Raw genomic sequence first — 22,866 nt, forward strand, 5'->3', positions numbered from 1 at the left:
GACCATCTAGCAGAATAGTATGCATAGGCCTATAAAGTGAACTGAAACAGTTCATTACCTTAAAACTGGTCTTAGCTGCCAAGTCCAGTTACAAAATTTTGCAGTAACTCAGGGATAATTGTGAAATGGAACATTTCACTTCCTCACTTGCCCTTAATCATAGAAGATTAGCTATTGATTTTCTATTTCATGGAACTAGCCTTCCCACCAATCTTTTGTTACACTAGGCAAAGAGCTGTTTTAGCTAGTAGAAACTTAAAATTAGGAGTGACTATATGTTTACAAATCAAATAAAAATCATGCTTTATGTTGATCACGTGGAAGAATCGGCGAGTTTTTGGAAGTCTTTAGGTTTCTATGAGTTTGAGCGTCAAGAGATGGATGGGACGTTGATTGTTGAGATTGGCCCGTCAAAAGATGCAGAGAGTCGTTTTGTGTTGTATGATCGGAAATTTATTGAAGCTCATTCACCAGAGGTTGCTTTAAACTCACCATCAATTATGTTTGCTAGCGATGATATTATTTCTTTGTACAAAAAAATGCAAGAGCAGAAGGTCGTAATGGGCGATTTAGTGCAACTTGGCGAAGAAATGGTCTTTAATTTTTCTGATAATGATGGAAATTATTTTGCGGTGTCAGGAAAATAATTGGTCAAATTTGTTTATTCACAAATGCTTTTAAAAGTAGTTGTTTTCTTCTAAGTGAGAAAGCAATTGCTTTTTATTTGTTTTAACAGAAATAACTTCTGATAAAATTTAAAGAAAAAGAACATTTTTGTTTTTTTATACACAAGCTAATACATGGTTTTCTAAAAAATAGTTTTTTATAATTAAGGAGATATTGATTGAAAGGGAGAAAGACTATGGATTATCGTGTACTACTTTACTATAATTATACTACTATTGAGGACCCTGAGGCTTTTGCCAAAGAGCATCTACAATTGTGTAATAGCTTGAATTTAAAAGGCCGAATCTTGGTGGCTAATGAAGGAATTAATGGAACTCTATCTGGTACTGTTGAAGATACCGAGAAATATATGGAAGCGATGCATAACGATGCGCGCTTTGCCGATACGTATTTTAAAATGGATAAAAGTGAAGGTCATGCCTTTAAAAAAATGTTCGTTCGTCCTCGTCCAGAGCTTGTGTCATTAAAATTGGAAGATGATATTAATCCCCATGAATTGACAGGCCAATATCTTGAGCCAGCAGAGTTTAAAGAGGCTTTGTTAGATGAAGATACGGTTGTGATTGATGCCCGCAATGATTATGAATATGATTTGGGCCATTTTCGTGGAGCTGTTCGCCCAGATATTCGCAGTTTCCGTGAGTTACCTCAATGGATTCGCGATAATAAAGAACAATTTATGGATAAAAAAGTTGTGACTTATTGTACAGGTGGTATTCGTTGTGAAAAATTCTCAGGTTGGCTAGTGCGTGAGGGTTTTAAAGATGTTGCTCAGTTGCATGGTGGTATCACAGCTTATGGAAAAGACGAAGCGACGCGCGGGGAATTATGGGATGGGAAAATGTACGTTTTCGATGAACGAATCAGTGTCGAAATCAATTCTGTTGACAAACAAATTGTTGGTCGCGATTGGTTTGACAATACACCATGCGAACGTTATGTGAATTGTGCTAATCCGGAATGTAACCGTCAAATTCTATGTTCTGAAGAAAATGAAGCTAAACATCTAGGTGGCTGTTCTTATGAATGTAGTGCTCACCCAAATAACCGTTACACAGAAAAACATGGTATCTCACAAGAAGAAAAAGCAGCTAAACTAGAAGCTTTAAAAGTAGAAATGGCTGTATAATAAGATAGGCAAAAAGATTGAACCAGTAACATACAGGTTCAGTCTTTTTGTCAGTTCTACTAATATGAGTATCTTAGTAAAAGGGGAGCATATCAAGCACTTCGTGTTCTATTTCATCAACGCTTATTCTTGATTTCTATTAGAGAATTGACGTATAGTTGAAGGGATAGGAGGGGAACATGATGAAACCTTATGTCTATGTAATTAGCGATATTCATGGCGAGTACGAACTATTTGAACAGCTGATTGACTACTTTGACCCGACAATTCATCAACTTGTTTTAATCGGCGATTTGAACGATCGAGGTCCGAAAACAAAAGATTCTTTTCTACTTGGAATGAGACTAGCTAAAGAATACGATGCAATCTATTTGAGAGGAAATCACGAAGAATATTTTCTTGAATTTCTAGTGGCCCCCGAAGATTGGGCATCGATGTATTTTCGTAATGGAGGGAAGGAAACAATCGAAAGTCTGCTGCATAAAGGAGCAACTGAAGAGTATTCGCCGACAGAGATTTCCATGATGATTCGTAGTCGTTATCGTGAATTGATTGATTTTCTTGTCGAGCGTCCATTATATTATGAATGGCAAAATTATCTTTTTGTTCATGCCGGTGTCGATTTAACAAAGTCAGATTGGCACAAGACTAGTGCACATGATTTCATGTGGATTCGTGAACCTTTCCATACGGGAAAAAATAAAACAGGAAAAACAATTGTCTTTGGTCATACCATTACTCCGATGCTTCATGGGGATATGCAAACAACTGATTTGTGGATTTCTGATAATAAAATAGGGATTGATGGTGGAGCCGTTTTTGGTGGCTCGGTTCATGGAGTTATTTTTAATGAGCGCGGGATTGTTCAAGATATCGAATATCAAAATATGAATGGTCCGTGGCAACCAGAATAAATTTTATTGCTAACTAGGGATGGAAGAAATATTTCTATCCTTTTTTAGCGTTCAAAACCCTAAGATATTACGTCTGCCCAATGTATCAAATTTGTGGTAAAATAGGCGAGTATGCATTGTAAAGTGAGGGGAAAACATGGCAGAAAATTTAAATCAAGAAATCATTCAGCTGGTTCAAAAAGAACTTTCTGAATTTCGTCCAAAACAACTAACAACCGTTTTAACTTTATTAAGTGAAGGAAACACGGTTCCTTTTATTGCGCGTTACAGAAAAGAAATGACTGATAGTTTGGATGAAGTCCAAATTCGACAAATTGAAGAACGCTATGCTTATTTAGAGAACCTTGAAAAAAGAAAAGAAGAAGTTATTCGTTTAATTAATGAACAAGAAAAATTAACGGATGAGTTAGCTGCTTCTATTAGAAATGCGACTAAAATGCAACAGGTGGAAGATTTATATCGTCCTTATAAACAAAAACGTCGAACAAAAGCGACGATTGCCAAAGAAAATGGTTTGGAACCTTTTGCTACATGGTTGCTAACATTTCCGAAAGATGCAGATGTTTATGCTGAAGCAAAAAGCTATATTAATGAAGAAAAAGAAGTTCATACACCTGAAGAAGTGCTTCAAGGGGCTCATGAAATTATTGCTGAGCAGGTCAGCGATGAAGCGAAATTCCGGACATGGATTCGCTCTTTAACTTACAATAAAGGGTTATACAATAGCACGGTAAAAGATCAACAGAAAGATGAAAAATCAGTTTATGAGATGTATTATGATTTTTCTGAACCCGTTCATAAAATGGTCTCTCATCGGATTCTTGCGACGAATCGTGGGGAGAAAGAAGACATCTTGAAAGTTGCTTTAAGTGTTGATGAAGAAAAGATTGCTGCTTATTTAGAAAGACAGTTAATTAAAGAGGCAGATTCTCCTGCAGCTCCGTTCATCCGTGAAGCTTACCAAGACAGCTATAAACGATTTATTGGTCCAGCGATTGAGCGCGAAATCCGTAATGAATTGACTGAAAAAGCTGATGAACAAGCGATTGCTATTTTTGGTGAAAACTTGCGGAATTTGTTATTACAATCACCTTTGAAAGGGAAAGTTGTGTTGGGCTTTGACCCAGCCTACCGAACAGGCTGTAAGTTGGCCATCGTCGATGAGACTGGGAAAGTCTTGGCAATTGAAGTCATCTATCCTCATAAACCGGCTTCTGGCGAGAAACGTGCGGCCACAGCTCCCGCATTTCGTAAATTAATTGAGACCTACAAAGTAGAAATGGTTGCGATTGGGAATGGGACAGCGAGTCGCGAATCTGAATTATTCGTGGCGGAACAATTGAAACAGGTCAAACAAGAAGCCTTTTTCGTGATTGTTAATGAAGCGGGTGCTTCTGTCTATTCAGCAAGTGACATTGCTCGAACTGAATTTCCACATCTTCAAGTAGAAGAAAGAAGTGCTGTCAGCATTGCCCGTCGCTTGCAAGATCCTCTAGCTGAGTTAGTCAAAATTGATCCTAAAGCGGTTGGTGTTGGTCAATATCAACATGATGTGTCACAAAAGCGTTTAGCTGAACAGTTAGACTTTGTAGTAGAAACAGCGGTTAACCAAGTCGGAGTCAATGCGAATACAGCGAGTCCTCAGTTACTGCAACACATCTCAGGATTAAATAAAACGACAGCGCAGAATATTGTGACGTATCGTGAAGAAAATGGTGCCTTTACTGCGAGAAATCAATTGAAGAAAGTCCCACGTTTAGGACCTAAAGCTTATGAACAGGCGATTGGTTTCTTACGTATTCCAGATGGCAAAAATATCTTAGATAATACCGGGATTCACCCGGAAAGTTATTCGATAGCCAAAGAAATCTTAAAATTAGCTGAGTTGAAAGAAAAAGATTTAGGTACGGATCAATCCAAAGAACAATTACTACAATTAAATACGTCAAAAATTGCTGAACAACTAGAAGTCGGTAAGGAAACGCTGGCTGACATTATTTCTGGACTGGTTCAACCTGGTCGTGATATGCGTGAAGAAATGGCGGCACCGCTTCTAAGAAAAGATGTGCTTTCAATGGAAGATTTAAAACCGGGAATGGAATTAGAAGGAACAGTCAGAAACGTGATTGATTTTGGAGCCTTTGTTGATATTGGCGTAAAACAAGATGGGCTTGTTCATATCTCAAAACTGAGCAAAAAATTTGTTAAGCACCCAACTGATGTGGTCGCTGTCGGTGATGTGGTGACGGTCTGGGTGGAACAAGTCGATAGCAATAAAGGAAGAATTAGTTTGACGATGCTATCGCCTTATCAAGAAAAATGACCAATCAAGAATTACAGCAACTTGTAGAAAAGGTTTCTTTAAACTATTTTAAGAAGCCTTTTTTACATGAAGCTTCATTTAACCGAAGACTAAAAACAACGGGTGGACGTTATCATCTAAAAGGGCACGCGCTTGATTTTAATCCGCGTGTTATCGAATTATATGGCGAGGAAGAATTGATTTCTGTTATCAAGCATGAGTTGTGTCACTATCATTTACATTTAGAGGGTCGAGGCTATCAACATAAAGACGCCGATTTCAAAAAACTTTTAAAAGACACTGGCGGTTCGCGTTATGCACCGCTTCTCATTGAACAGATTTATCAAGTATATGAATGCCAAACTTGTGGGATCCAAATTAAGCGCAGAAAAAAAATAAATACGCAGCGCTATGTCTGTGGTGGATGTCGCGGGAAACTGAGATGGAAAGGCGAAGAGAGTTCGACGAGAAAAACTACTGAGAACAAATAGTTTTTTAAGAGTTTTTTTCTGCGGGCTATTCGCACTTACTAACTTCGAGTCTATTGGTGAATGTTCTCAGTTATCTAATCCAGCAATTTAGTTTGTGCTATCTAAAAGAATTTGAGATTGCGTAAACCCGCATAAGCTTATGAACAGGAAGATGTAGGAGGATTACTAATGAGTAATAGTGATAAGGAGAAATGGAATCATCTATTGAACTTTTTAGCCGCTAAACCCGAAAATCCATCCCTGTCGGCAGAGGTTTTAATTTTAGCAGGAAACTGTCTACCTTATTTGACTAGGGAAGCTGGGAAAATGGTCATGGAAGGTCGCGTGGAGACACTCGTTCTTTCTGGCGGTGTTGGTCATGCAACAGCGAAGTTACGGGATAATTATGCGCGTCTGGGTTATCAGTTTTCTAAAAGACTTAATGAAGCTGAAATGAACGCGGCTTATTTGATGGCTGAATTTTCGATTTCTGAGGAGCAACTAGTACTGGAAAAACATTCTACAAATTGTGGGGAGAATGCGCGATTCACGAGAGACTTATTTACTGAAAATTCTCCTCGCACGATCTATTTGATGAATGATCCAATCTTACAAAGACGGACGCGTGCTACATTTGAAAAAGAGTGGGAGCAGGTGGACACGCAATTCGAAAACTATGTTCCAGTTGTTCCTGAATTAATAAGCCTGTCACAATCTCTTTCGTTTAGACAAAAAGAGCTCACTATTAGTTGGTCGCAAGCTTACTTCAAAGCGCTAGTCCTGGGGGAGTTTCTCAGAATGCAAGATACTACAAATGGCTACGGCTCAAAAGGGCTTGGCTACATGAACGATATTATTATTCCCGCTGAAACCCAAGCAATATTTTTAGATTTATATACGCAAGAAGAGCAAACTGAGTTGTCTAGATAATAAAAATAAAAAGTCTGAAACTGTTGATACAACTAAAGTTTATAGCTAATTTTTGATTAAATTAAAAAGAATGCAATGATTTATGATTGAAATTTTTTTTGTTTTATATGATAATGGTGAGCGTGTAATACTAACTATAATTCAATAAACATACGTTTTATATAATAAGAGAAGAGGATTTTAATGGAAAATCAAGACAAGTTGTATCATTTTGTAGGTATTAAGGGTTCTGGTATGAGCTCACTTGCACTTGTATTATTCGAAAAAGGCTATCGTGTTCAGGGCTCTGATGTGACTGAATACTTTTTCACACAACGAGATTTAGAAAAAGCGCAAATTACTATTTTGCCATTTAATGCTGATAATATTAAAGAAGGCATGGTGATTATTGCCGGAAATGCCTTTCCTGACACACACGAAGAGCTAGTTCGTGCTAAAGAATTGGGACTTGATGTGGTTCGTTACCATGATTTCATCGGTCAATTTATTCAACCATATACGAGTATTGCGGTGACCGGCTCACATGGTAAAACCAGTACTACGGGATTACTTTCTCATGTGCTAAGTGGTATCAAACCGACTAGTTACTTGATCGGTGATGGCACTGGGCACGGGGATCCAAATGCGGAATTTTTCTCATTTGAAGCCTGTGAATATCGCCGACATTTCTTAGCTTATTCGCCAGATTATGCGATTATGACGAATATTGACTTTGATCATCCTGATTATTATGAAAGTATTGATGATGTTTTTTCAGCATTCCAATCAATGGCTAATCAAGTCAAAAAAGGTATTTTTGCCTTCGGCGATGATGTTTATTTGCGCAAATTGGAAGCACCAGTTCCTATTTATTATTATGGAATTAATGAAAATGATGACATTCAAGCACGTAATATTGAAAGAACGACAAAGGGTTCTGCTTTTGATGTGTACCATAAAGAGACGTTTGTTGGACATTTTGTCTTGCCAGCGTATGGTCAGCACAACATCATGAATGCCTTAGGTGTGATTGCAGTGGCTTATTTTGAACAATTGGATATGGCTGAAGTAGCCAAAGAAATGTTGGGCTTCTCTGGCGTGAAACGACGCTTTACTGAGAAAAAAGTCGCTGACATGACGGTTGTTGATGATTATGCTCATCATCCTGCAGAGATTAAAGCAACGATTGATGGCGCGCGTCAAAAATATCCGGATAAGGAAATTATTGCGGTTTTCCAACCCCATACATTTACGCGTACTATTGCTTTGATGGATGAATTTGCCGAAGCTCTAGACTTAGCTGACCAAGTATATCTTTGCGATATTTTTGGCTCCGCTCGTGAAGACAAAGGGGACGTCAAAATTGAAGATTTAGGTGCTAAAATTCAAAAAGGTGGCCAAGTCATTAAAGAAGACAATGTCTCACCTTTATTAAATTATGAAAATGCCGTAATGATTTTCATGGGTGCCGGTGATGTTCAAAAATTTGAACAAGCCTACGAAAAATTACTAAGTAATACCACAAGAAATGTTTTATAAAAAGAGCTGAATTCGCTCCATAATATTTATATGTAAGAGAGTTGGAACATTGTTCCAACTCTCTTACTATTTTACCGATGATTATGTTTTCACTCTTTATGATCATACGTTTATAATGATGTGCTTTTTCCACTTTGTAATAAAGCAAAGATGACCAATCACATCTTTCTAACCAAATTTTCAATTCACTATCGGAAGTATTTGCTAGTTAGAAATTTTTAGAATGATGGTTTATGGGCGGTATTTTTAACGCTTTTTCCGAGTAGTTTACGAAAAGCCATCAAATAGCCGAATAAAATGGGGAAATTTGAATAATGATGGGATTTAATCACTTTTATAAGTTAAGAAAGGTGGCTATTACTAAGTTTTCTTGTATATCTGGTTTACAAACTTGCCTTTTTAGTGTATTTTGGTACAATTATCTTTGAAAAGGTATAAAAAAATGGAGGGTTCTAATTTGAACATAGGTAAGCCGAGAAAAGTTGGCAAATCAATTGATGAGATAGAGGAAGGCGATTCGTTATCTTTAACCGAGTCGATTGAAGATAATCAGCTGTTGTTATATTTAGGGTTAACAAATGATGCAAATCCACTGTATATTCAGCATGATTATGCGAGTCAAACAGACTATGAGCAGCCCATCGTACCATCTGTCATGCTCATGGGAATTATTACAAGCGCAATTTCGAAACATTTACCAGGGCCGGGATCTCATGTGGTGAATTTTTCAGTGAATTTTATTGAACCAATCTATCATTACGAGACGTTGACTTTCCAATTTGAAGTAATCAAAGTGGATAAGATGAAGGATGTCGTGACGATTTCTGTCGAAGCTGAAAATACGGAGGATCATCGCGTATTAGATGCGGTTGTCATGGTGCAACCGCCAACTCAGTCTGAGACTGAATTAGAAGATACAAAGGAGGATTCAGATGAATAATCAATCAGTACAAGTTCAAGGATTGAATAAATTTTATTCAAAAATATATGCTTATCTAGCAATGGGAGTTGGAATTAGTGCGCTAACTTCATATCTTTCATTGACTGTTTTCAGGCCACAAGTGGCAAGTTTCATCAATAATTTCCCTCTAGGATTCATGGGCTTATGGATTGCTGAAATTGCTTTAGTGCTCGTATTAGGAATGAAGGCTCAAAAAAATCCAAGTTTAGCCATTGGTGGGTTTATCGCCTATTCTGTGCTTAACGGGATTACCCTTGCTGTTACATTATCTATGTACACACCAGGTAAGATTACAGCAGCTTTCGTAACTTCTGCTGGGATGTTCCTTGGGATGTCAGCGGTCGGTATGTTCACTAAGAAAGATTTAAGTGGAATTGGCCGTGCTGGCTATAGCGCCTTAATCGGTGTGATTCTAGCTATGCTACTGAATGGTTTCGTATTGCACAGTAGCCCAGTCGATTTCTTTATTTCCATCTTGATGGTATTGATCTTTGCCGGGATTACTGCTTACGACAATCAAAATATTCGAAATATTTATTTCCAAACAAATGGAACTGCGAACAATGGAGTTGCAGTGTTCATGGCATTACAATTGTATTTGGATTTCATTAATCTGTTCTTAGCGTTCTTACGAATTTTCGGACGTGACTAATCAGCAAATAAAAGAAGTTGACCAAGTTTTAAACGGTCAACTTCTTTTTTTTGTATATACGAGTGATTAATTTTCTACAATTAAACTGACTTTGAGCGGCGTTTTCCTATCGTTGTTTCTTTCTTCTTCGGTCGAGTATAAATAGTAAGTAAATCGATAAGTTCTTTGTTCTTGTGGCAAAACATCTAGATTAATCGGTACAGTGGCTGTCGACTTAGCTGGAATGTCTATACCCATAGATATCCCAGGACGGCCTATTAATTCACCTGAGAGCTCATAGGGGGCTTTCCAGCCGTCTTCAGTTAATACTTCTTCATCTGTCTCCATTAGATCCAGATAATAGGGAGTCGAGCTGTTGTTGGAGATTTGGGCAACTTGATTTCCTCTGGTGGATTCTTCGTGAACCAGACTGATTTTAATTTCTTGGCTTTTAACGTGGGAATCATCAGCGGACGTAACTGAATCGTCCGCAGTATCGGATTTCCACTCTTTTGTTCTCTTGTTAGATGCACGTGCTTCAACGCGTGTAGCAGATTCTGTCGTTTTTGGCGCAGAAATCGAGCAACTACTCAATAAAATCAGGGGAGCGAGTAGACAAATTATTTTTTTCATTGAGTTCCTTCCAGCCGTTCGTCTTATTTTAGTCAGTACATCATATAACGAACGGTATTTTATTGATCAATTAGAAAAAGGTTATCAGTTATCGTCAATGGATAACTGATAGCCTTTTGATTAAAATTTTAATTTTTCAATTCGATCGAAGGCTTCTTTCAAGACTGAGATATCTTGAGTGGCAGCCAGCCGAACGTAGTTGTCACCAGTGGTTTCACCGAAGGCTTTCCCTGGAATCATTAGGACATTGGTTTCTTCTAATACTTTTTCGACAAAAGTAACTGAATCTAAGCCAGTTTTTTCGATATTAATAAAAGCGTACATGCTGCCTTTTATCGGATGTAAGGACATAAAGTCAATCGCAGCAACACGCTGTCCCACGTATTCTAAACGTTCTTTAAAGACCTCAACAACAGGTGGCACTAGCTCATCATAATGTGTCAGACCATAAATACCAGCTTGTTGAGAAAGTGTCGGTGCTGAGTAAGTCAGGCTCTCATTGATTAATTTCGCTACTTTATTAATATAGCTAGGTGCGATCATGTAACCAATGCGCCAGCCAGTCATAGCAAAGGCTTTTGAAAAACTGCTGAAGGTAATCGTATTTTCAGGTGCAAAAGTAGCCATTGGCACGAATTCTTCATAGAAATTAAAGGCTTCGTAGACTTCATCTGATAAAATATAAAAATTATTTTCAATCGCTAAGTCGGCAATAGCCTTAAACGTTTCAGCTGAAAAAACAGCTCCAGTTGGGTTGTTAGGCGAGTTAATGATAATCGCTTTTGTCTTATCGGTAATCGCTGCTTTTAAAACGTCTAGGTTAATTTGAAAACCATCTTCTTCATAAGTAGGGATGAAGACGGGTGTACCGCCAGCAAAAATCACTTGATCTTTATACGGTGAGAAGTAGGGCTCATGAATAATGACCTCATCGCCTGGATCGACAATGACTTGTAAGGCGAGATATAAGCCGTGAAGAGCACCGACTGTTGCCCGAACTTGATCTGTTTCAAATGAAAGATCGTATTTATTTTGGTAAAAATCAACAACCGTTTCGATAAAGGTCCGGCTGCCATCTGAAGCAGTATAATGAGTGAAGCCATTTTTGGCATCTTCAAATGCTTGATTGATGATGGCTTCGTTTGTGATTAAATCAGGATCCCCAATCGATAAATCAAGTAGATCAGGCAATGCTTTGGCCTGTGTCGCAATATCCATCAGAATATTTTCAACAGGTGCTTGGTGGCGTTTTGCAATCGAAAATTTATCCATAATAGCCTCCTACAATACTTTTCTTAAGAAATCTTGTGTTCGTGGGTTTTTTGGATGACCAAAAATCTCTTCGGGCGTGCCTTCTTCTTGAATAATTCCAGCATCCATAAAAATGACACGATCGGCTACTTCACGAGCAAACCCCATTTCGTGGGTTACAACGACCATAGTCATGCCTTTTTCAGCAAGAGCCTTCATAACGGAGAGCACTTCTCCAACCATTTCTGGATCCAACGCAGAAGTCGGCTCATCGAAAAGCATTACGTCAGGATCCATAGCAAGAGCTCGAGCAATTGCCACACGTTGTTGCTGCCCACCTGAAAGTTTAGCAGGGTAGCTCTCAGCTTTTTCAGCTAAGCCAACTTGTTCAAGCAAATCAAGAGCTTTTGCTTTCGCTTTTTCAGGTGCTTCTTTTTTGACTTTGATTGGACTGATTGTCAAATTTTGTAGGACTGATTTATGAGGGAAGAGATTGAAATTCTGGAAAACCATCCCCATTTTTTGACGAAGCTGATCGATATTACTGTTTTTAGAAACAATATTTTGACCTTCAAACTCAATCACGCCATCAGTCGGCTGTTCTAATAAATTCAGGCAACGTAAGAAAGTACTTTTACCACTGCCGGAAGGGCCGATAATAACCACCACTTCGCCGGACTTTACATCTAAATCGATTCCTTTTAAAACTTCATTTTTTCCAAATGTTTTATGCAAATTTTTAATATTAATCACTAGTACTCATTCTCCTTTCAGCAACACCTAATAGACGGGAAATCGTAAAGGTTAATACAAAATAGATTAACGATACGAGTAAATATGGTAAAAATGGCTTGAAGCTGGCTCCTTGAATATTGCCGGCTTGGAAGATTAACTCAGAAACACCAATGACTGAAACCACAGATGATTCTTTAATAACTGTTACAAATTCATTTCCTAAAGCAGGAAGAATATTTTTAATTGCTTGAGGTAAAATAATGAATCTCATCGATTGTCCTTGATTCATTCCCAAAGAGCGAGCGGCCTCAAGTTGGCCTTTATTCACGGCATTAATACCAGCACGGATAATTTCCGCCACATAAGCCCCACTATTTAAAGATAAGGCGATACAACCGGCAGCGACTTTTGATAAATCAAAGGAGATTGAACCGAGCCCGATAGATTCGGTTAGTACAGAAATTCCTTGGAAGAGAATTGGTGTCCCAAAATAAACGATAAAGATTTGGACTAATAACGGTGTACCGCGGACATATTCAATATAGATAGACGCGAGAATTCGCCAAATTTTTGATTTAGCCAGCTTCATTAAAGCCAGTACGCCACCCAGGATTGCGCCGAAAAGTACGCCAATGAAAGCTAAGAATACTGTATAACCAGCGCCACTTACATAGAATTTACCATATTTTTGTAAGAAGCCTTGATCATCGGTAAACATTAGCTTGCCGGCTTCTTTTTTGTAGCCTTCTAATAAATTATTGTCGTTGACTGTTTTGATTGAAGCATTGACTTTTTCAGTTAGAACGGGCGCGTCTTTAGAGATAGCTACAGCCGTTTCTTTGGCACCATTGTCGAAGGTTACATCTGCGAAGACTAAATTTTTATCACGTTCGATGTAGGCATCGGCAACAGGTCCTTCTAAAATAGCTGCGTCGACTTTTTTATTTGTTAAATTCATAATGACATCGGGAATTTTTTGAAGAGAAGTTGGGATTGAGCCAACTAATTCATTTTTTGCTAATTCCTCTTGAGTGGTTTGTTTTTGAACGGCCACCGTCACGCCATCAAAATCATTAACGGAGGTAAATTTTTCTTTGTCCTCTTTACGGACAAGTACCCGCTGTTGAACGACTAGATAAGAATCTGAAAAGTTAACTTCTTTGATCCGTTCAGGGGTTGGCGCCATACCAGAGATGATTAAATCAATTTTGCCGGTTTTTAAGGCACCTAATAAGGCATCAAAGCCTAATTCTTCAATTTTTAATTCGACACCAAGATCATCCGCGATTTTCTTAGCGATTGAGACATCAAACCCAACAATCGTATCTTTGCCATCGACGTCCGCGTGGAACTCGTAAGGTGCATAATCGGCAGAGAGACCAACAATCAGTTCACCACGCTTCATGACGTCCTCATAGATAGCATCCTTCTCTTCTGCATAAGCTGATACAGTAGGTAATAAGGTGGATAAAGTAATAAATAATGAGAAAATTAGAGCAAAAATATTCAAGGGTTTCTTCATTTACTAGCACTCCTTTTTTTATTAATTTTTAAATAAATATTCCAAAATAATGAATAAATGCATAAAAATTTATTGTTTTTAGATGTGAGTTATCATATCATAGATTAAGTAGAAGGAAAAGAGCTTTTCACAAACAAATTTCAATTTTTTTAGGAACTTTTTATCAAATAGATTTCATTAGAAGAGGAGCAAACAAAAATATGAGCCAATCATTAATCGTCAGAGGGGCACCTCAGGAATACGAATGTAAAGAACATGCTTGGGATGAGTTAGAAAATCATTTAAATAGAAGAAAATTAAAAAAAGTTATGGTGCTTCACGGGGATGCATCATGGGAGGCGGCTAAGCCTTATTTTCCAGAACTACCTACGATTGAAGCATACTTTGTTCGTTATGGCGGTGAATGTACCGATGCACGTGCTGAGGAATTGTCTACGGTTATTAGAGAAAATAAATTGACTGCAATCGTCGCAGTGGGTGGTGGAAAAATAGCTGATCTTGGGAAACTTGCCGCCTATCAAAACGATGTTCCGGTATTAATTTTACCAACGTTGGCAGCAACTTGTGCGGCTTATACACCACTCAGCGTCGTTTATCATTCTGATGGCTCAATGGATCGATACGATGTTTTTCCTGTCAGTAATGCATTAGTTTTGATTGAGCCTGCCGTTATTTTACACTCACCAAAGGAATTGATGATAGCGGGTATTGGTGATACCTTGGCTAAATGGTACGAAGCGGACGCGATGATTTCTCAGCTACCGATTCAATCAATTGAAATTCAAGTGGCCGAATTCGCAGCAAAAAAATGTCAAGAGGTTTTGCTAGCTGATAGTACAGCGGCGCTTCAAGCGATGGCTGAAAAGAAACTCAATCAAGCCTTTTTAAATGTCATCGAAACCAATATTCTTGTTGGTGGTATGGTGGGCGGCTTCGGCGATGATTACGGACGCACGGCTGGCGCCCATTCAATCCACGATGCATTGACGTTACTTGCTGAAAGTCATCAGCAATTACATGGTAATAAAGTTGCGTATGGCGTCTTTGTTCAGCTAGTGATTGAGGAAAAATTTGCTGAGATTGATGCATTAATTCCCTTTTATCATGAATTAGGATTGCCAACTTGCCTGAAGGATATGCAAATGACTTTGAGTGAAGCGGACTATGATAAAGTTTCCCAACGTGCTGTCAGAGCAGATGAAACGATTCACTTTATGAAAGAAACCATCACGGCAGAGGTAGTAAAAAAGGCCATGATTGACCTGGAAGTATATATAGCGAATAAAAGAAAATAATGAACAGAACTATCTTTTACTGAAGTAATTTCAGATAAAGATAGTTTTTTCTTTTAATTGCCTAGATGAAAGTCAGTTTTTCTTTTCGCAATCACTTGTAATATTTGTTAGAATAGATGAGTACTTAATTGAGTAGGAAACGAGAGGTCGTAACGATGACAAAAAATAAATTATTATTAGTTGATGGGAATAGTGTAGCATTTCGTGCTTTCTTTGCCCTCCATAATTCACTGGAGCGTTTTAAGAATAAGAACGGGCTCCATACAAATGCTATTTATGCGTTTAACAATATGTTTGAAAACGTCATGGAAAAAGAAAAACCCACCCACGTTTTAGTGGCTTTTGATGCAGGCAAAACTACTTTTAGAACAGAAATGTATGCTGATTATAAGGCAGGTCGCTCGAAAACTCCGGGGGAATTTAAAGAACAAATGCCTTATATTCGTGAGTTATTAACGGGACTTGGCGTGAAATATTATGAGTTGGCTAATTATGAAGCCGACGATATTATCGGCACGTTATCGGTTTTAGCACCAAAAGATGAATTCGATGTCGTAGTGCTCTCTGGGGACCGAGATTTAACCCAGTTGACGACGGATTCGGTGAAGGTCGACATTACCATTAAAGGCGTCAGCGATTTGGAAACCTATACGCCAGCCTATTTAGCAGAAAAATATGATGGGCTCGTGCCTAAACAAATCATCGATATGAAAGGGCTAGCTGGAGATACCTCTGACAACATTCCTGGTGTGACAAAAATCGGTGAAAAAACAGCGATTAAATTACTGAAGGAATACGGTTCTGTCGAGGGTGTCTATGAAAATATTGACAGTATGAAAGCTAGTAAAATGAAAGAAAACCTGATTAATGATAAAGAAAAAGCTTTCCTTTCTAAACAACTTGCGACAATTAATACAGAGGCACCGATTGAAATATCGCTTGATTCTCTGAAGTATGAGGGCAAAGATTTAGATAAATTAGTCCCTTTTTACAAAGAAATGGATTTCAAGCAGTTTTTAGCTAAATTGAATGTCCAAGAAGAAGAAGTCGAAATGCAGGATATCAATTTTGATGTCGTCAATGAGTATTCAGCTGAGATGTTTACCACGGGGATGTCTTTATATGTCGAAATGCTAGGGGACAATTATCATTTGGAAGACATCGTAGGAGTCGCTTGGGGCAATAAAACCAAAGTCTATGTGACCAATGATTTGGCTATTTTTGAAAATCAACATTTTAAAGCGTGGTTAGAGGATGCGACAATGTTGAAGAATGTCTATGATGCCAAACGGACATTTGTTGCCTTAAATCGCTATGTTACGAAGACGCAAGGCATTGATTTTGACGTCCTTTTAGCCGCTTATCTACTAGATACCAATGATAATAGTAATGATATTGAAGGTGTCGCTCAACATTATGGCTACACTGAAGTCCGTTCTGACGAAGCTGTCTACGGGAAGGGTGCCAAACGTGGATTACCGGCCGATGAAGAAGACTTTTTTGCTCATCTTGCCAGAAAAGTTACCGCGATTGATGCCTTATCAGAGAAGCTGAACAAAGAATTAGAAGAAAAAAATCAAGCAGACCTATTTTATAAAATGGAGCTGCCGTTATCGATGATTCTTGCCGAGATGGAGATTACCGGAATTACTGTTGACCCAACGCGCTTGCATACAATGAAGGGTGAATTTTCAACAAAATTACAAGAAATCGAAACGAAAATTTATGCAGAAGCGGGCGAAGAATTTAATTTAAATTCACCGAAGCAATTAGGCGTCATCTTATTTGAAAAGATGGGCTTACCAGTGATTAAAAAGACCAAAACAGGCTATTCGACAGCGGTTGATGTGTTGGAACAATTGCGTGAACAAGCACCGATTGTCGATGATATCTTAGTCTATCGTCAAATTTCTAAAATTCAATCGACTTATGTGGAAGGCTTATTAAAAGTTATTCAGTCGGATAATAAGGTCCATACGCGTTATGTTCAAACATTGACTCAAACAGGACGACTGAGCTCTGTCGATCCAAACTTGCAAAATATCCCGATTCGTTTAGAAGAAGGGCGCAAGATTCGTCAAGCTTTTGTTCCAAGAGATAAGAATTGGCTGATGTATTCTTCTGATTACTCGCAGATTGAGCTACGTGTCTTAGCTCATATTTCAAACGATGAACATCTGAAAGAAGCTTTTATTGAGGGACAGGATATTCACTCAAGTACGGCGATGCGGGTCTTTGGTATCGAAAAAGCTGAAGATGTGACACCGAATATGAGACGTCAAGCGAAAGCCGTCAACTTCGGGATTGTGTACGGCATCTCAGACTATGGCTTATCACAAAACTTAGGGATTACGCGAAAAGAAGCGCAGCAATATATTGATACCTATTTTGAAAAATATCCTGGAGTTAAAAAGTATATGGAAGACGTTGTCGTGGAAGCGAAGGATAAAGGCTTTGTTGAAACGTTATATAATCGTCGTCGCTACTTACCAGATATTAACTCGCGCAACTTTAATATTCGCTCGTTTGCTGAACGAACAGCAATTAACACGCCGATTCAGGGCAGTGCCGCTGATATTTTAAAAATTGCCATGATTGATTTAGCGAAACGTTTGAAGGAAGAAGAATTGGAAGCAACGATGCTCTTACAAGTACACGATGAGTTGGTATTCGAAGTGCCAGAGCATGAGTTAGAAACTTTAGATAAGCTAGTCAAAGAAGTGATGGAAAATGCCGTGGCTTTACATGTCCCTATAATTACTGATAGTAGTTGGGGTAAAACATGGTACGAAGCAAAATAATAAATCTAATTGACTGGGGAAGTAAGAGCTACAAAGCCTTACTTTTCCAGTCTAAAAAATGATTATTAAGTGTGAGGTGAAAACTATGCCAGAATTACCAGAAGTTGAAACCGTTCGAAAAGGGCTTGAACGATTAGTTGTTGGGAAAACGATTGAATCTGTCAAAATTTTATGGCCGCGAATTATCGAACGACCAGAATCTGATTTATTTGCGACAGAATTGATTGGACAGTCGATTGAAGCAGTCCATCGTAGAGGAAAATATTTACTCTTTCAACTAACAAATTGGGAATTAGTCTCTCATTTGCGCATGGAAGGCAAATATGAATTTTATCCAAACGATCCGCTTGTGTCTAAGCATACCCATGTTATTTTTCATTTTACCGATGGCAGTCAGCTACACTACAATGACGTCAGAAAGTTTGGGCGGATGGCGCTGATTCCTAAAGGCACCAGTGGCACATACAAATCATTAGCGACCTTAGGACCAGAACCTTTGCCAGAAGTCTTCAAGTTAGCTGAATTCGAAAAAGGCTTGAAAAAATCTCATAAAGCGATTAAGCCTTTATTATTAGATCAAAAGCTCGTGACAGGTTTAGGGAATATCTATGTGGATGAAGCCTTATGGCAGGCCAAAATTCATCCGGAACAACCAGCGGATACATTGAACAAAAAAGAAATTACGACTTTACGATTAGCTATCATAGATGTCTTAGGAAAAGCTGTTGAGGCTGGTGGTACAACGATTCGAAGTTATCTGAATGCATTAGGTGAAGCGGGGAAATTTCAAGTTTCTCTGGAGGCATACGGTCAAACAGGTGTCCCGTGTTCTCGCTGTGGCACGGCTATTATTAAAACAAAAGTTGCGCAAAGAGGTACTCACTATTGTCCAAACTGTCAGAAATTGAAAGTGAGGAAGGTACGATGAGTTTCGTCTTAGGGATCACAGGGGGGATTTCGACGGGGAAGAGTAGTGTGGTCTCGATTTTTGAAAAACACGGCTACCCAATTGTCGATGCCGACAAAGTGGCACGATTAGTTGTCGAACCAGGTACACCGGGGCTACAAGCGATTGTTGAGAGTTTTGGCTCCGAAATTTTAACTACTGATAAACAGTTAGATCGCAAACGACTAGGAAAAATTATCTTTCAGTCTGAGGCGCAACGAACAAAATTAAATCGTCTATTAAATCCATTTATCCGGACTGAAATCTTAGCTCAGATTGATGAAAAGAAACAACAGTCACCGTTAGTCATTGTTGATATCCCATTACTATATGAGGGCCATTATGAAGCCTCTGTCTCGAAAATTGCCGTCGTATATATTCCTGAAGCAGTGCAATTGGAGCGCTTGATGAAACGAGATCAATTGACTCATGATGAAGCACTCAAGCGAGTAAAAAGCCAAATGAGTATTGAGGAAAAGAAACAGAAAGCGGATATTCTCTTTGACAATCAAGGAACCAGAGAAGAAACACAACAGCAAGTGGAGAACTGGATTAAGCAATTTGAACTGGCTAATAAACAACTATAAAATCACAATATACTTGAGTGTGTCGGAAATTGTCGTAGGCACTTTACTATATGTATAAATAGGGGTATGACAAAATTTTGTCATACCCTTTCTTGATGAATTAAAGCCTTGTGGGAAACTAGATATTCTTGTATAAGTGAGTCTGACGCTAGGGTACAGATCTAAAATTAATCTTTTCGCCTTGAGGTTTTCCTTGGAAGGTACGCAACTAGCCACAAGTATTTAAAAAGTAGCTAGTTTACTGCTTTTTAAATGATAGGATTGAAGATGATAAGCCTTGTAAACGTTGTAAAATCGGGATTCAATGGATTAATTATATAAAAGCATCTGAAATTAATTTACATTTAGCCGCAAATTTCAGTCTTTAGTGCTTTTTTTCACTTGTGGCTAGTTGCGGTGTTTTTACGCAATGAAGCAACATCAAAAAAAGTATAAATCCTTTACCTAGTGGGTTTTGTCAGCAAAACTAGCTTTTTTGCCTCGCTTTTCCCCTTAAAAGATGCGCAACTAGCCACAAGTATTTAAAAAAAGTTGCTTTTTTTCGTTTTTTTTTAGTATTTATTCTATTTTGAAATAACAGATTAAGATTTGTTCAATTAGATAATTATTAACTCAGATGGGTAAATAATTACAGGCCAGCTTAACTTGTGTTTGACTTCTGATGTCTTACTGATTAGCTAATACAGTCAAAAAACTCGGCTTGTTTCTATTGTCGAGTTTTTTTGATTTAGAAGACATTAATTTCTCGCGACCCACCAAAGTATTGCGTGCGACTACGGGGACCTTCGAAAATGGTATTAATTGTTGTAAATTCATAACCCTGTTCTTTGAGAGAATGGATTAAGGGCTGGACAGCATCAACGCTAGTTTCATGAATATCATGTAATAAAATGACTGAATGATCCTCTAATTGATTGTTGATGGTATCAACAATGGTTTCTGCTTTGCCTTTTTTCCAATCCTCGGTATCAATATTCCAGTGAATCAAGGGTTGATCTAAGGTTTTAGCAATAGACTCTTTCATTGCCCCATAAGGTGGACGAATATATCTGGGTAATTGTCCGGTAGCATTATAGACCACTTTATCGGTCTCCTGCATCTCTAATTTAACTGCATCAGCCGTGAGTTCTGTCAAATTTTTGTGGTCAAATGAATGATTGCCGATAACATGTCCATCAGAAATAATCTCCTGTAGCACTTCTGGATATAGCTGTGCTTGACTGCCTAAAACAAAGAAAGTTGCTGGTACTTGTTCCTCTTTTAATATTGTTAGCAGTTTTTTAGTTGTTCCAGGCAGTGGGCCATCATCAAAGGTGAGCGCTACTTGTTTATTTGAGCTTTTAGGGAAATAGTTTATTGAAACAGTCTTTGGATTTAAATAATAGGCAAATTCAGCCCAAGGAAATAGAACAGTCGAAACGTCTCCTACAGGTTGGGCTAGCTTCACTTGAATCCCCATATCATTGACTTTAGTTACGGTTAATTCACTAGTCTTAAAAGGGGCTTTGGCCAAGACTTGATCGAGGATTGCTGAACCATCCTTACTGTTGTTTAGGATTTCTTGTTGAATGAGAAAATGGCTATGCATCAATTCGGTATCATCAGAGAAAAAATCAGTGATTACTGGAAGTCTTTTTGTATCTTTTTTGACAAAATGAGCCTCTCCAGAATTTGAATCTGCTCGATCAAAAGCGTGTTTTTCTTCATTCCATGTATAGCTAGAAAAATCATAATAGACGCGCGTTAAGCTATCCGAAAAGTCTTCTGAGACTTCTTTTCCGGTAACAATGTCTGGCGCGTTCTCTTTAGGGAAATGGCTAAATAAAAGACCTAAATCATCTTCATTATTCTGATTATCTATCAGGAAAGTCTGTTCTTCTGTTGAATAATTTTGACTCTTTAGCCATTTTTGATCAGCCAATTGTTTCAATAATGAGCGCGTTGCCTGCTCTTTATCAGAAAGAAGCTTAGACGAAACTGTTGCTCCAGCTTCCTCAGGCTGTGGAGTTAAGTCGTTGATTAAACTATTTATTGCGTAGATAGTGCCAATTAGAAAGAGACCGCCGACTGGTAAAAATGAAAGCCAACTGTTCGTTTTCCGTTTCTTTTGGTGTCTTTGTCTTCTTGATTGATAGGGTTGAGTCATGAAAAAATTCTCCTTAGAAATAGTACTAATTTAGGGTAACATGGTTACATACTAGATTCAATCTCTCCTTATAAATTAGTTGGACTATTTATTACTTAAAACAAAAGCGTCAGATAAATAGACTAAATAAATACTGAAACGTCTTCAAAATATATTGCGTATTTTTTGAAGATGAGCACATATTTTGTTATTCTATTAAGTAAGAAGAGGAGGACGTATGATGAGTGGAATGAAAGAACAATCAGATAAACTTGTCGGTTCTGTAAAAGAGAAAATGGGGGATTTATTGAATAATCCACAACTTAAAGAATCGGGTAAGGAACAAGCTGACCAAGCAACTGAGCTGATTCAAAAGAAAAAAGAACGCTTAAAAGAGTTAGAGGATAGTTATGACGAGCTTGCTGCGCAAAAGCAAGACTTAACAAAAGCCCAAATTGAAACGCCTGAAGAAGACCAGAATCCAACTGAACATGTGAGTCAGGCACCGCATATTTCTCCGAAACAAGAAAGAGAAGAAATTCGTATGAAACATTACACTGGAATTGAAGAAAAATGATAATAAAACACCTTTATATAGAGCAGATAATCAGGTATTTTTGCTCATATAAAGGTGTTTTTCTAGCTATTTATGAATTCTATTTTACGACTAGTTAAGTTGAGAAAGATCGACAAAAAATGCAGAAATATAGGGGATCAGAGTGTTATCAGGAGTGGCTAAAAAAACCAAGATCTTTTATCGGCTTTCTCATGGCTTTTTTTAAGTAGATTTATACGTCTGTAAAGAATTTCATGTTATAATATACACGTGACAACAGAGTAAGTAGTTAAAAGAGAGAGCAAACGTCTAAGTATAGACAGAATCTCTATTTATATTATACGCACAATAATCAGTTAAAGAATAACAAACCCGAGGTGAAAGTCATGCGTTGTACAAGATGTCAGAACAATAACTCTCGCGTTGTAGATAGTCGTCAAACAGATGATGGACGTGCTATCCGACGTCGGCGAGAATGCGAAAACTGTGGCTTCCGTTTCACTACATTTGAACGAATTGAAGCTGCGCCTTTATTAGTAATCAAAAAGAATGGGGATCGAGAAGAATTTAATCGCGAAAAGATTCTTCGTGGGTTAGTTCGCTCTGCTGAAAAACGGCCGATTGCCATTAAACAAATGGAAGCCATTGTGGACCATGTAGAAAATCGTGTACAGAATTTAGGAGAAAGTGAAGTCTCTACCAATTTAATCGGCGAATACGTGATGGAAGAGCTTGTTGATCTGGATGAGATTGCCTATATTCGCTTCGCGAGTGTGTACCGCCAATTTAAAGATATGTCTGTCTTTTTGAAAGAGCTTCAAGACATTGTCGAAAAGGCGAAATCAGAAAATAAAAATAAAGAGTAGTCAAAAG

Annotated in this window: 20 protein-coding genes; 15 read left to right on the forward strand and 5 right to left on the reverse strand. The window is 38.1% G+C overall.

Annotated elements, in window-relative coordinates; all coding sequences use genetic code 11:
• Window positions 1-275 precede the first annotated feature (275 nt).
• From BAU15_RS03635 to BAU15_RS03675, 9 genes are all read left to right on the forward strand, one after another.
• Window positions 276-647, forward strand: coding sequence for a VOC family protein (locus BAU15_RS03635; protein WP_161841408.1), 372 nt, complete (start codon window positions 276-278; stop codon window positions 645-647).
• 215 nt (window positions 648-862) lie between these two features.
• Window positions 863-1,816, forward strand: coding sequence for an oxygen-dependent tRNA uridine(34) hydroxylase TrhO (trhO, locus tag BAU15_RS03640; protein ID WP_161841409.1), 954 nt, complete (start codon window positions 863-865; stop codon window positions 1,814-1,816).
• Between the two features lie 182 nt (window positions 1,817-1,998).
• Window positions 1,999-2,730: a metallophosphoesterase gene (locus BAU15_RS03645; protein WP_161841445.1), complete on the forward strand. Its 732-nt coding sequence runs from the start codon at window positions 1,999-2,001 to the stop codon at window positions 2,728-2,730.
• A gap of 136 nt (window positions 2,731-2,866) precedes the next feature.
• A complete protein-coding gene (locus tag BAU15_RS03650; protein WP_161841410.1) occupies window positions 2,867-5,053 on the forward strand; it encodes a Tex family protein in 2,187 nt (728 codons plus the stop codon).
• Entirely contained in the window at window positions 5,050-5,523 is a 474-nt protein-coding gene (locus BAU15_RS03655; protein ID WP_161841411.1) for a SprT family protein, read from the forward strand. The genes BAU15_RS03650 and BAU15_RS03655 overlap by 4 nt, the downstream gene beginning before the upstream one ends.
• Before the next feature lie 168 nt (window positions 5,524-5,691).
• A complete protein-coding gene (locus BAU15_RS03660; protein WP_161841412.1) occupies window positions 5,692-6,432 on the forward strand; it encodes a YdcF family protein in 741 nt (246 codons plus the stop codon).
• Between the two features lie 183 nt (window positions 6,433-6,615).
• Entirely contained in the window at window positions 6,616-7,950 is a 1,335-nt protein-coding gene (murC, locus tag BAU15_RS03665) for a UDP-N-acetylmuramate--L-alanine ligase (protein ID WP_161841413.1), read from the forward strand.
• A gap of 457 nt (window positions 7,951-8,407) precedes the next feature.
• Window positions 8,408-8,890 (forward strand): MaoC family dehydratase, encoded by a 483-nt coding sequence (locus BAU15_RS03670; RefSeq protein ID WP_161841414.1) that lies wholly within the window; start codon window positions 8,408-8,410, stop codon window positions 8,888-8,890.
• Window positions 8,883-9,563, forward strand: coding sequence for a Bax inhibitor-1/YccA family protein (locus tag BAU15_RS03675; protein WP_161841415.1), 681 nt, complete (start codon window positions 8,883-8,885; stop codon window positions 9,561-9,563). Before BAU15_RS03670 ends, BAU15_RS03675 begins: the two co-directional genes overlap by 8 nt.
• A gap of 66 nt (window positions 9,564-9,629) precedes the next feature.
• On the opposite strand, the gene BAU15_RS03680 is transcribed toward BAU15_RS03675, so the two are convergent.
• The 4 genes from BAU15_RS03680 to BAU15_RS03695 form a co-directional block, all read right to left on the reverse strand.
• Entirely contained in the window at window positions 9,630-10,175 is a 546-nt protein-coding gene (locus tag BAU15_RS03680; RefSeq protein ID WP_161841416.1) for a hypothetical protein, read from the reverse strand.
• 120 nt (window positions 10,176-10,295) lie between these two features.
• Window positions 10,296-11,447, reverse strand: coding sequence for a pyridoxal phosphate-dependent aminotransferase (locus BAU15_RS03685; protein ID WP_161841417.1), 1,152 nt, complete (start codon window positions 11,445-11,447; stop codon window positions 10,296-10,298).
• A 9-nt stretch (window positions 11,448-11,456) separates the two neighbouring features.
• Window positions 11,457-12,179 carry an amino acid ABC transporter ATP-binding protein gene (locus tag BAU15_RS03690; protein WP_161841418.1) on the reverse strand — a complete coding sequence of 241 codons (723 nt, stop codon included), beginning with the start codon at window positions 12,177-12,179 and terminating at the stop codon, window positions 11,457-11,459.
• Window positions 12,172-13,683, reverse strand: a complete 1,512-nt coding sequence (locus tag BAU15_RS03695; protein WP_161841419.1) for an ABC transporter substrate-binding protein/permease — start codon at window positions 13,681-13,683, stop codon at window positions 12,172-12,174. Before BAU15_RS03695 ends, BAU15_RS03690 begins: the two co-directional genes overlap by 8 nt.
• Window positions 13,684-13,883: 200 nt before the next feature.
• Between BAU15_RS03695 and BAU15_RS03700 the strand changes: the two genes are divergently transcribed.
• The 4 genes from BAU15_RS03700 to coaE all read left to right on the forward strand — a co-directional run bounded on the left by BAU15_RS03700 (window position 13,884) and on the right by coaE (window position 19,312).
• Window positions 13,884-14,978: an iron-containing alcohol dehydrogenase family protein gene (locus tag BAU15_RS03700; RefSeq protein ID WP_161841420.1), complete on the forward strand. Its 1,095-nt coding sequence runs from the start codon at window positions 13,884-13,886 to the stop codon at window positions 14,976-14,978.
• 155 nt (window positions 14,979-15,133) lie between these two features.
• A complete protein-coding gene (gene polA, locus BAU15_RS03705; protein ID WP_161841421.1) occupies window positions 15,134-17,779 on the forward strand; it encodes a DNA polymerase I in 2,646 nt (881 codons plus the stop codon).
• Window positions 17,780-17,864: 85 nt separating this feature from the next.
• Window positions 17,865-18,707 carry a DNA-formamidopyrimidine glycosylase gene (mutM, locus tag BAU15_RS03710; RefSeq protein ID WP_161841422.1) on the forward strand — a complete coding sequence of 281 codons (843 nt, stop codon included), beginning with the start codon at window positions 17,865-17,867 and terminating at the stop codon, window positions 18,705-18,707.
• Window positions 18,704-19,312 carry a dephospho-CoA kinase gene (gene coaE, locus BAU15_RS03715; protein ID WP_161841423.1) on the forward strand — a complete coding sequence of 203 codons (609 nt, stop codon included), beginning with the start codon at window positions 18,704-18,706 and terminating at the stop codon, window positions 19,310-19,312. Before mutM ends, coaE begins: the two co-directional genes overlap by 4 nt.
• Window positions 19,313-20,039: 727 nt before the next feature.
• Here coaE and BAU15_RS03720 read toward each other — a convergent pair.
• Window positions 20,040-21,458, reverse strand: a complete 1,419-nt coding sequence (locus BAU15_RS03720; RefSeq protein WP_161841424.1) for a polysaccharide deacetylase family protein — start codon at window positions 21,456-21,458, stop codon at window positions 20,040-20,042.
• Between the two features lie 220 nt (window positions 21,459-21,678).
• Between BAU15_RS03720 and BAU15_RS03725 the strand changes: the two genes are divergently transcribed.
• Window positions 21,679-22,014 (forward strand): CsbD family protein, encoded by a 336-nt coding sequence (locus BAU15_RS03725; RefSeq protein ID WP_161841425.1) that lies wholly within the window; start codon window positions 21,679-21,681, stop codon window positions 22,012-22,014.
• A 365-nt stretch (window positions 22,015-22,379) separates the two neighbouring features.
• Window positions 22,380-22,859 (forward strand): transcriptional regulator NrdR, encoded by a 480-nt coding sequence (gene nrdR / locus BAU15_RS03730; RefSeq protein ID WP_161841426.1) that lies wholly within the window; start codon window positions 22,380-22,382, stop codon window positions 22,857-22,859.
• Window positions 22,860-22,866: the final 7 nt, after the last annotated feature.

This window comes from Candidatus Enterococcus huntleyi, from assembly GCF_009933175.1.
Classification (GTDB): domain Bacteria; phylum Bacillota; class Bacilli; order Lactobacillales; family Enterococcaceae; genus Enterococcus_K; species Enterococcus_K huntleyi.

What these genes read in the sequence shown, in the direction of transcription:
- BAU15_RS03680 (WP_161841416.1), bottom strand. Translation starts at nt 10,175, where the DNA reads ATGAAAAAAATAATTTGTCTACTCGCTCCCCTGATTTTATTGAGTAGT.
- BAU15_RS03685 (WP_161841417.1), bottom strand. Translation starts at nt 11,447, where the DNA reads ATGGATAAATTTTCGATTGCAAAACGCCACCAAGCACCTGTTGAAAAT.
- BAU15_RS03695 (WP_161841419.1), bottom strand. Translation starts at nt 13,683, where the DNA reads ATGAAGAAACCCTTGAATATTTTTGCTCTAATTTTCTCATTATTTATT.
- BAU15_RS03655 (WP_161841411.1), top strand. Translation starts at nt 5,050, where the DNA reads ATGACCAATCAAGAATTACAGCAACTTGTAGAAAAGGTTTCTTTAAAC.
- polA (WP_161841421.1), top strand. Translation starts at nt 15,134, where the DNA reads ATGACAAAAAATAAATTATTATTAGTTGATGGGAATAGTGTAGCATTT.
- BAU15_RS03650 (WP_161841410.1), top strand. Translation starts at nt 2,867, where the DNA reads ATGGCAGAAAATTTAAATCAAGAAATCATTCAGCTGGTTCAAAAAGAA.
- nrdR (WP_161841426.1), top strand. Translation starts at nt 22,380, where the DNA reads ATGCGTTGTACAAGATGTCAGAACAATAACTCTCGCGTTGTAGATAGT.
- BAU15_RS03720 (WP_161841424.1), bottom strand. Translation starts at nt 21,458, where the DNA reads ATGACTCAACCCTATCAATCAAGAAGACAAAGACACCAAAAGAAACGG.
- BAU15_RS03645 (WP_161841445.1), top strand. Translation starts at nt 1,999, where the DNA reads ATGAAACCTTATGTCTATGTAATTAGCGATATTCATGGCGAGTACGAA.
- mutM (WP_161841422.1), top strand. Translation starts at nt 17,865, where the DNA reads ATGCCAGAATTACCAGAAGTTGAAACCGTTCGAAAAGGGCTTGAACGA.
- trhO (WP_161841409.1), top strand. Translation starts at nt 863, where the DNA reads ATGGATTATCGTGTACTACTTTACTATAATTATACTACTATTGAGGAC.
- BAU15_RS03660 (WP_161841412.1), top strand. Translation starts at nt 5,692, where the DNA reads ATGAGTAATAGTGATAAGGAGAAATGGAATCATCTATTGAACTTTTTA.
- BAU15_RS03635 (WP_161841408.1), top strand. Translation starts at nt 276, where the DNA reads ATGTTTACAAATCAAATAAAAATCATGCTTTATGTTGATCACGTGGAA.
- coaE (WP_161841423.1), top strand. Translation starts at nt 18,704, where the DNA reads ATGAGTTTCGTCTTAGGGATCACAGGGGGGATTTCGACGGGGAAGAGT.
- BAU15_RS03725 (WP_161841425.1), top strand. Translation starts at nt 21,679, where the DNA reads ATGAGTGGAATGAAAGAACAATCAGATAAACTTGTCGGTTCTGTAAAA.
- murC (WP_161841413.1), top strand. Translation starts at nt 6,616, where the DNA reads ATGGAAAATCAAGACAAGTTGTATCATTTTGTAGGTATTAAGGGTTCT.
- BAU15_RS03700 (WP_161841420.1), top strand. Translation starts at nt 13,884, where the DNA reads ATGAGCCAATCATTAATCGTCAGAGGGGCACCTCAGGAATACGAATGT.
- BAU15_RS03675 (WP_161841415.1), top strand. Translation starts at nt 8,883, where the DNA reads ATGAATAATCAATCAGTACAAGTTCAAGGATTGAATAAATTTTATTCA.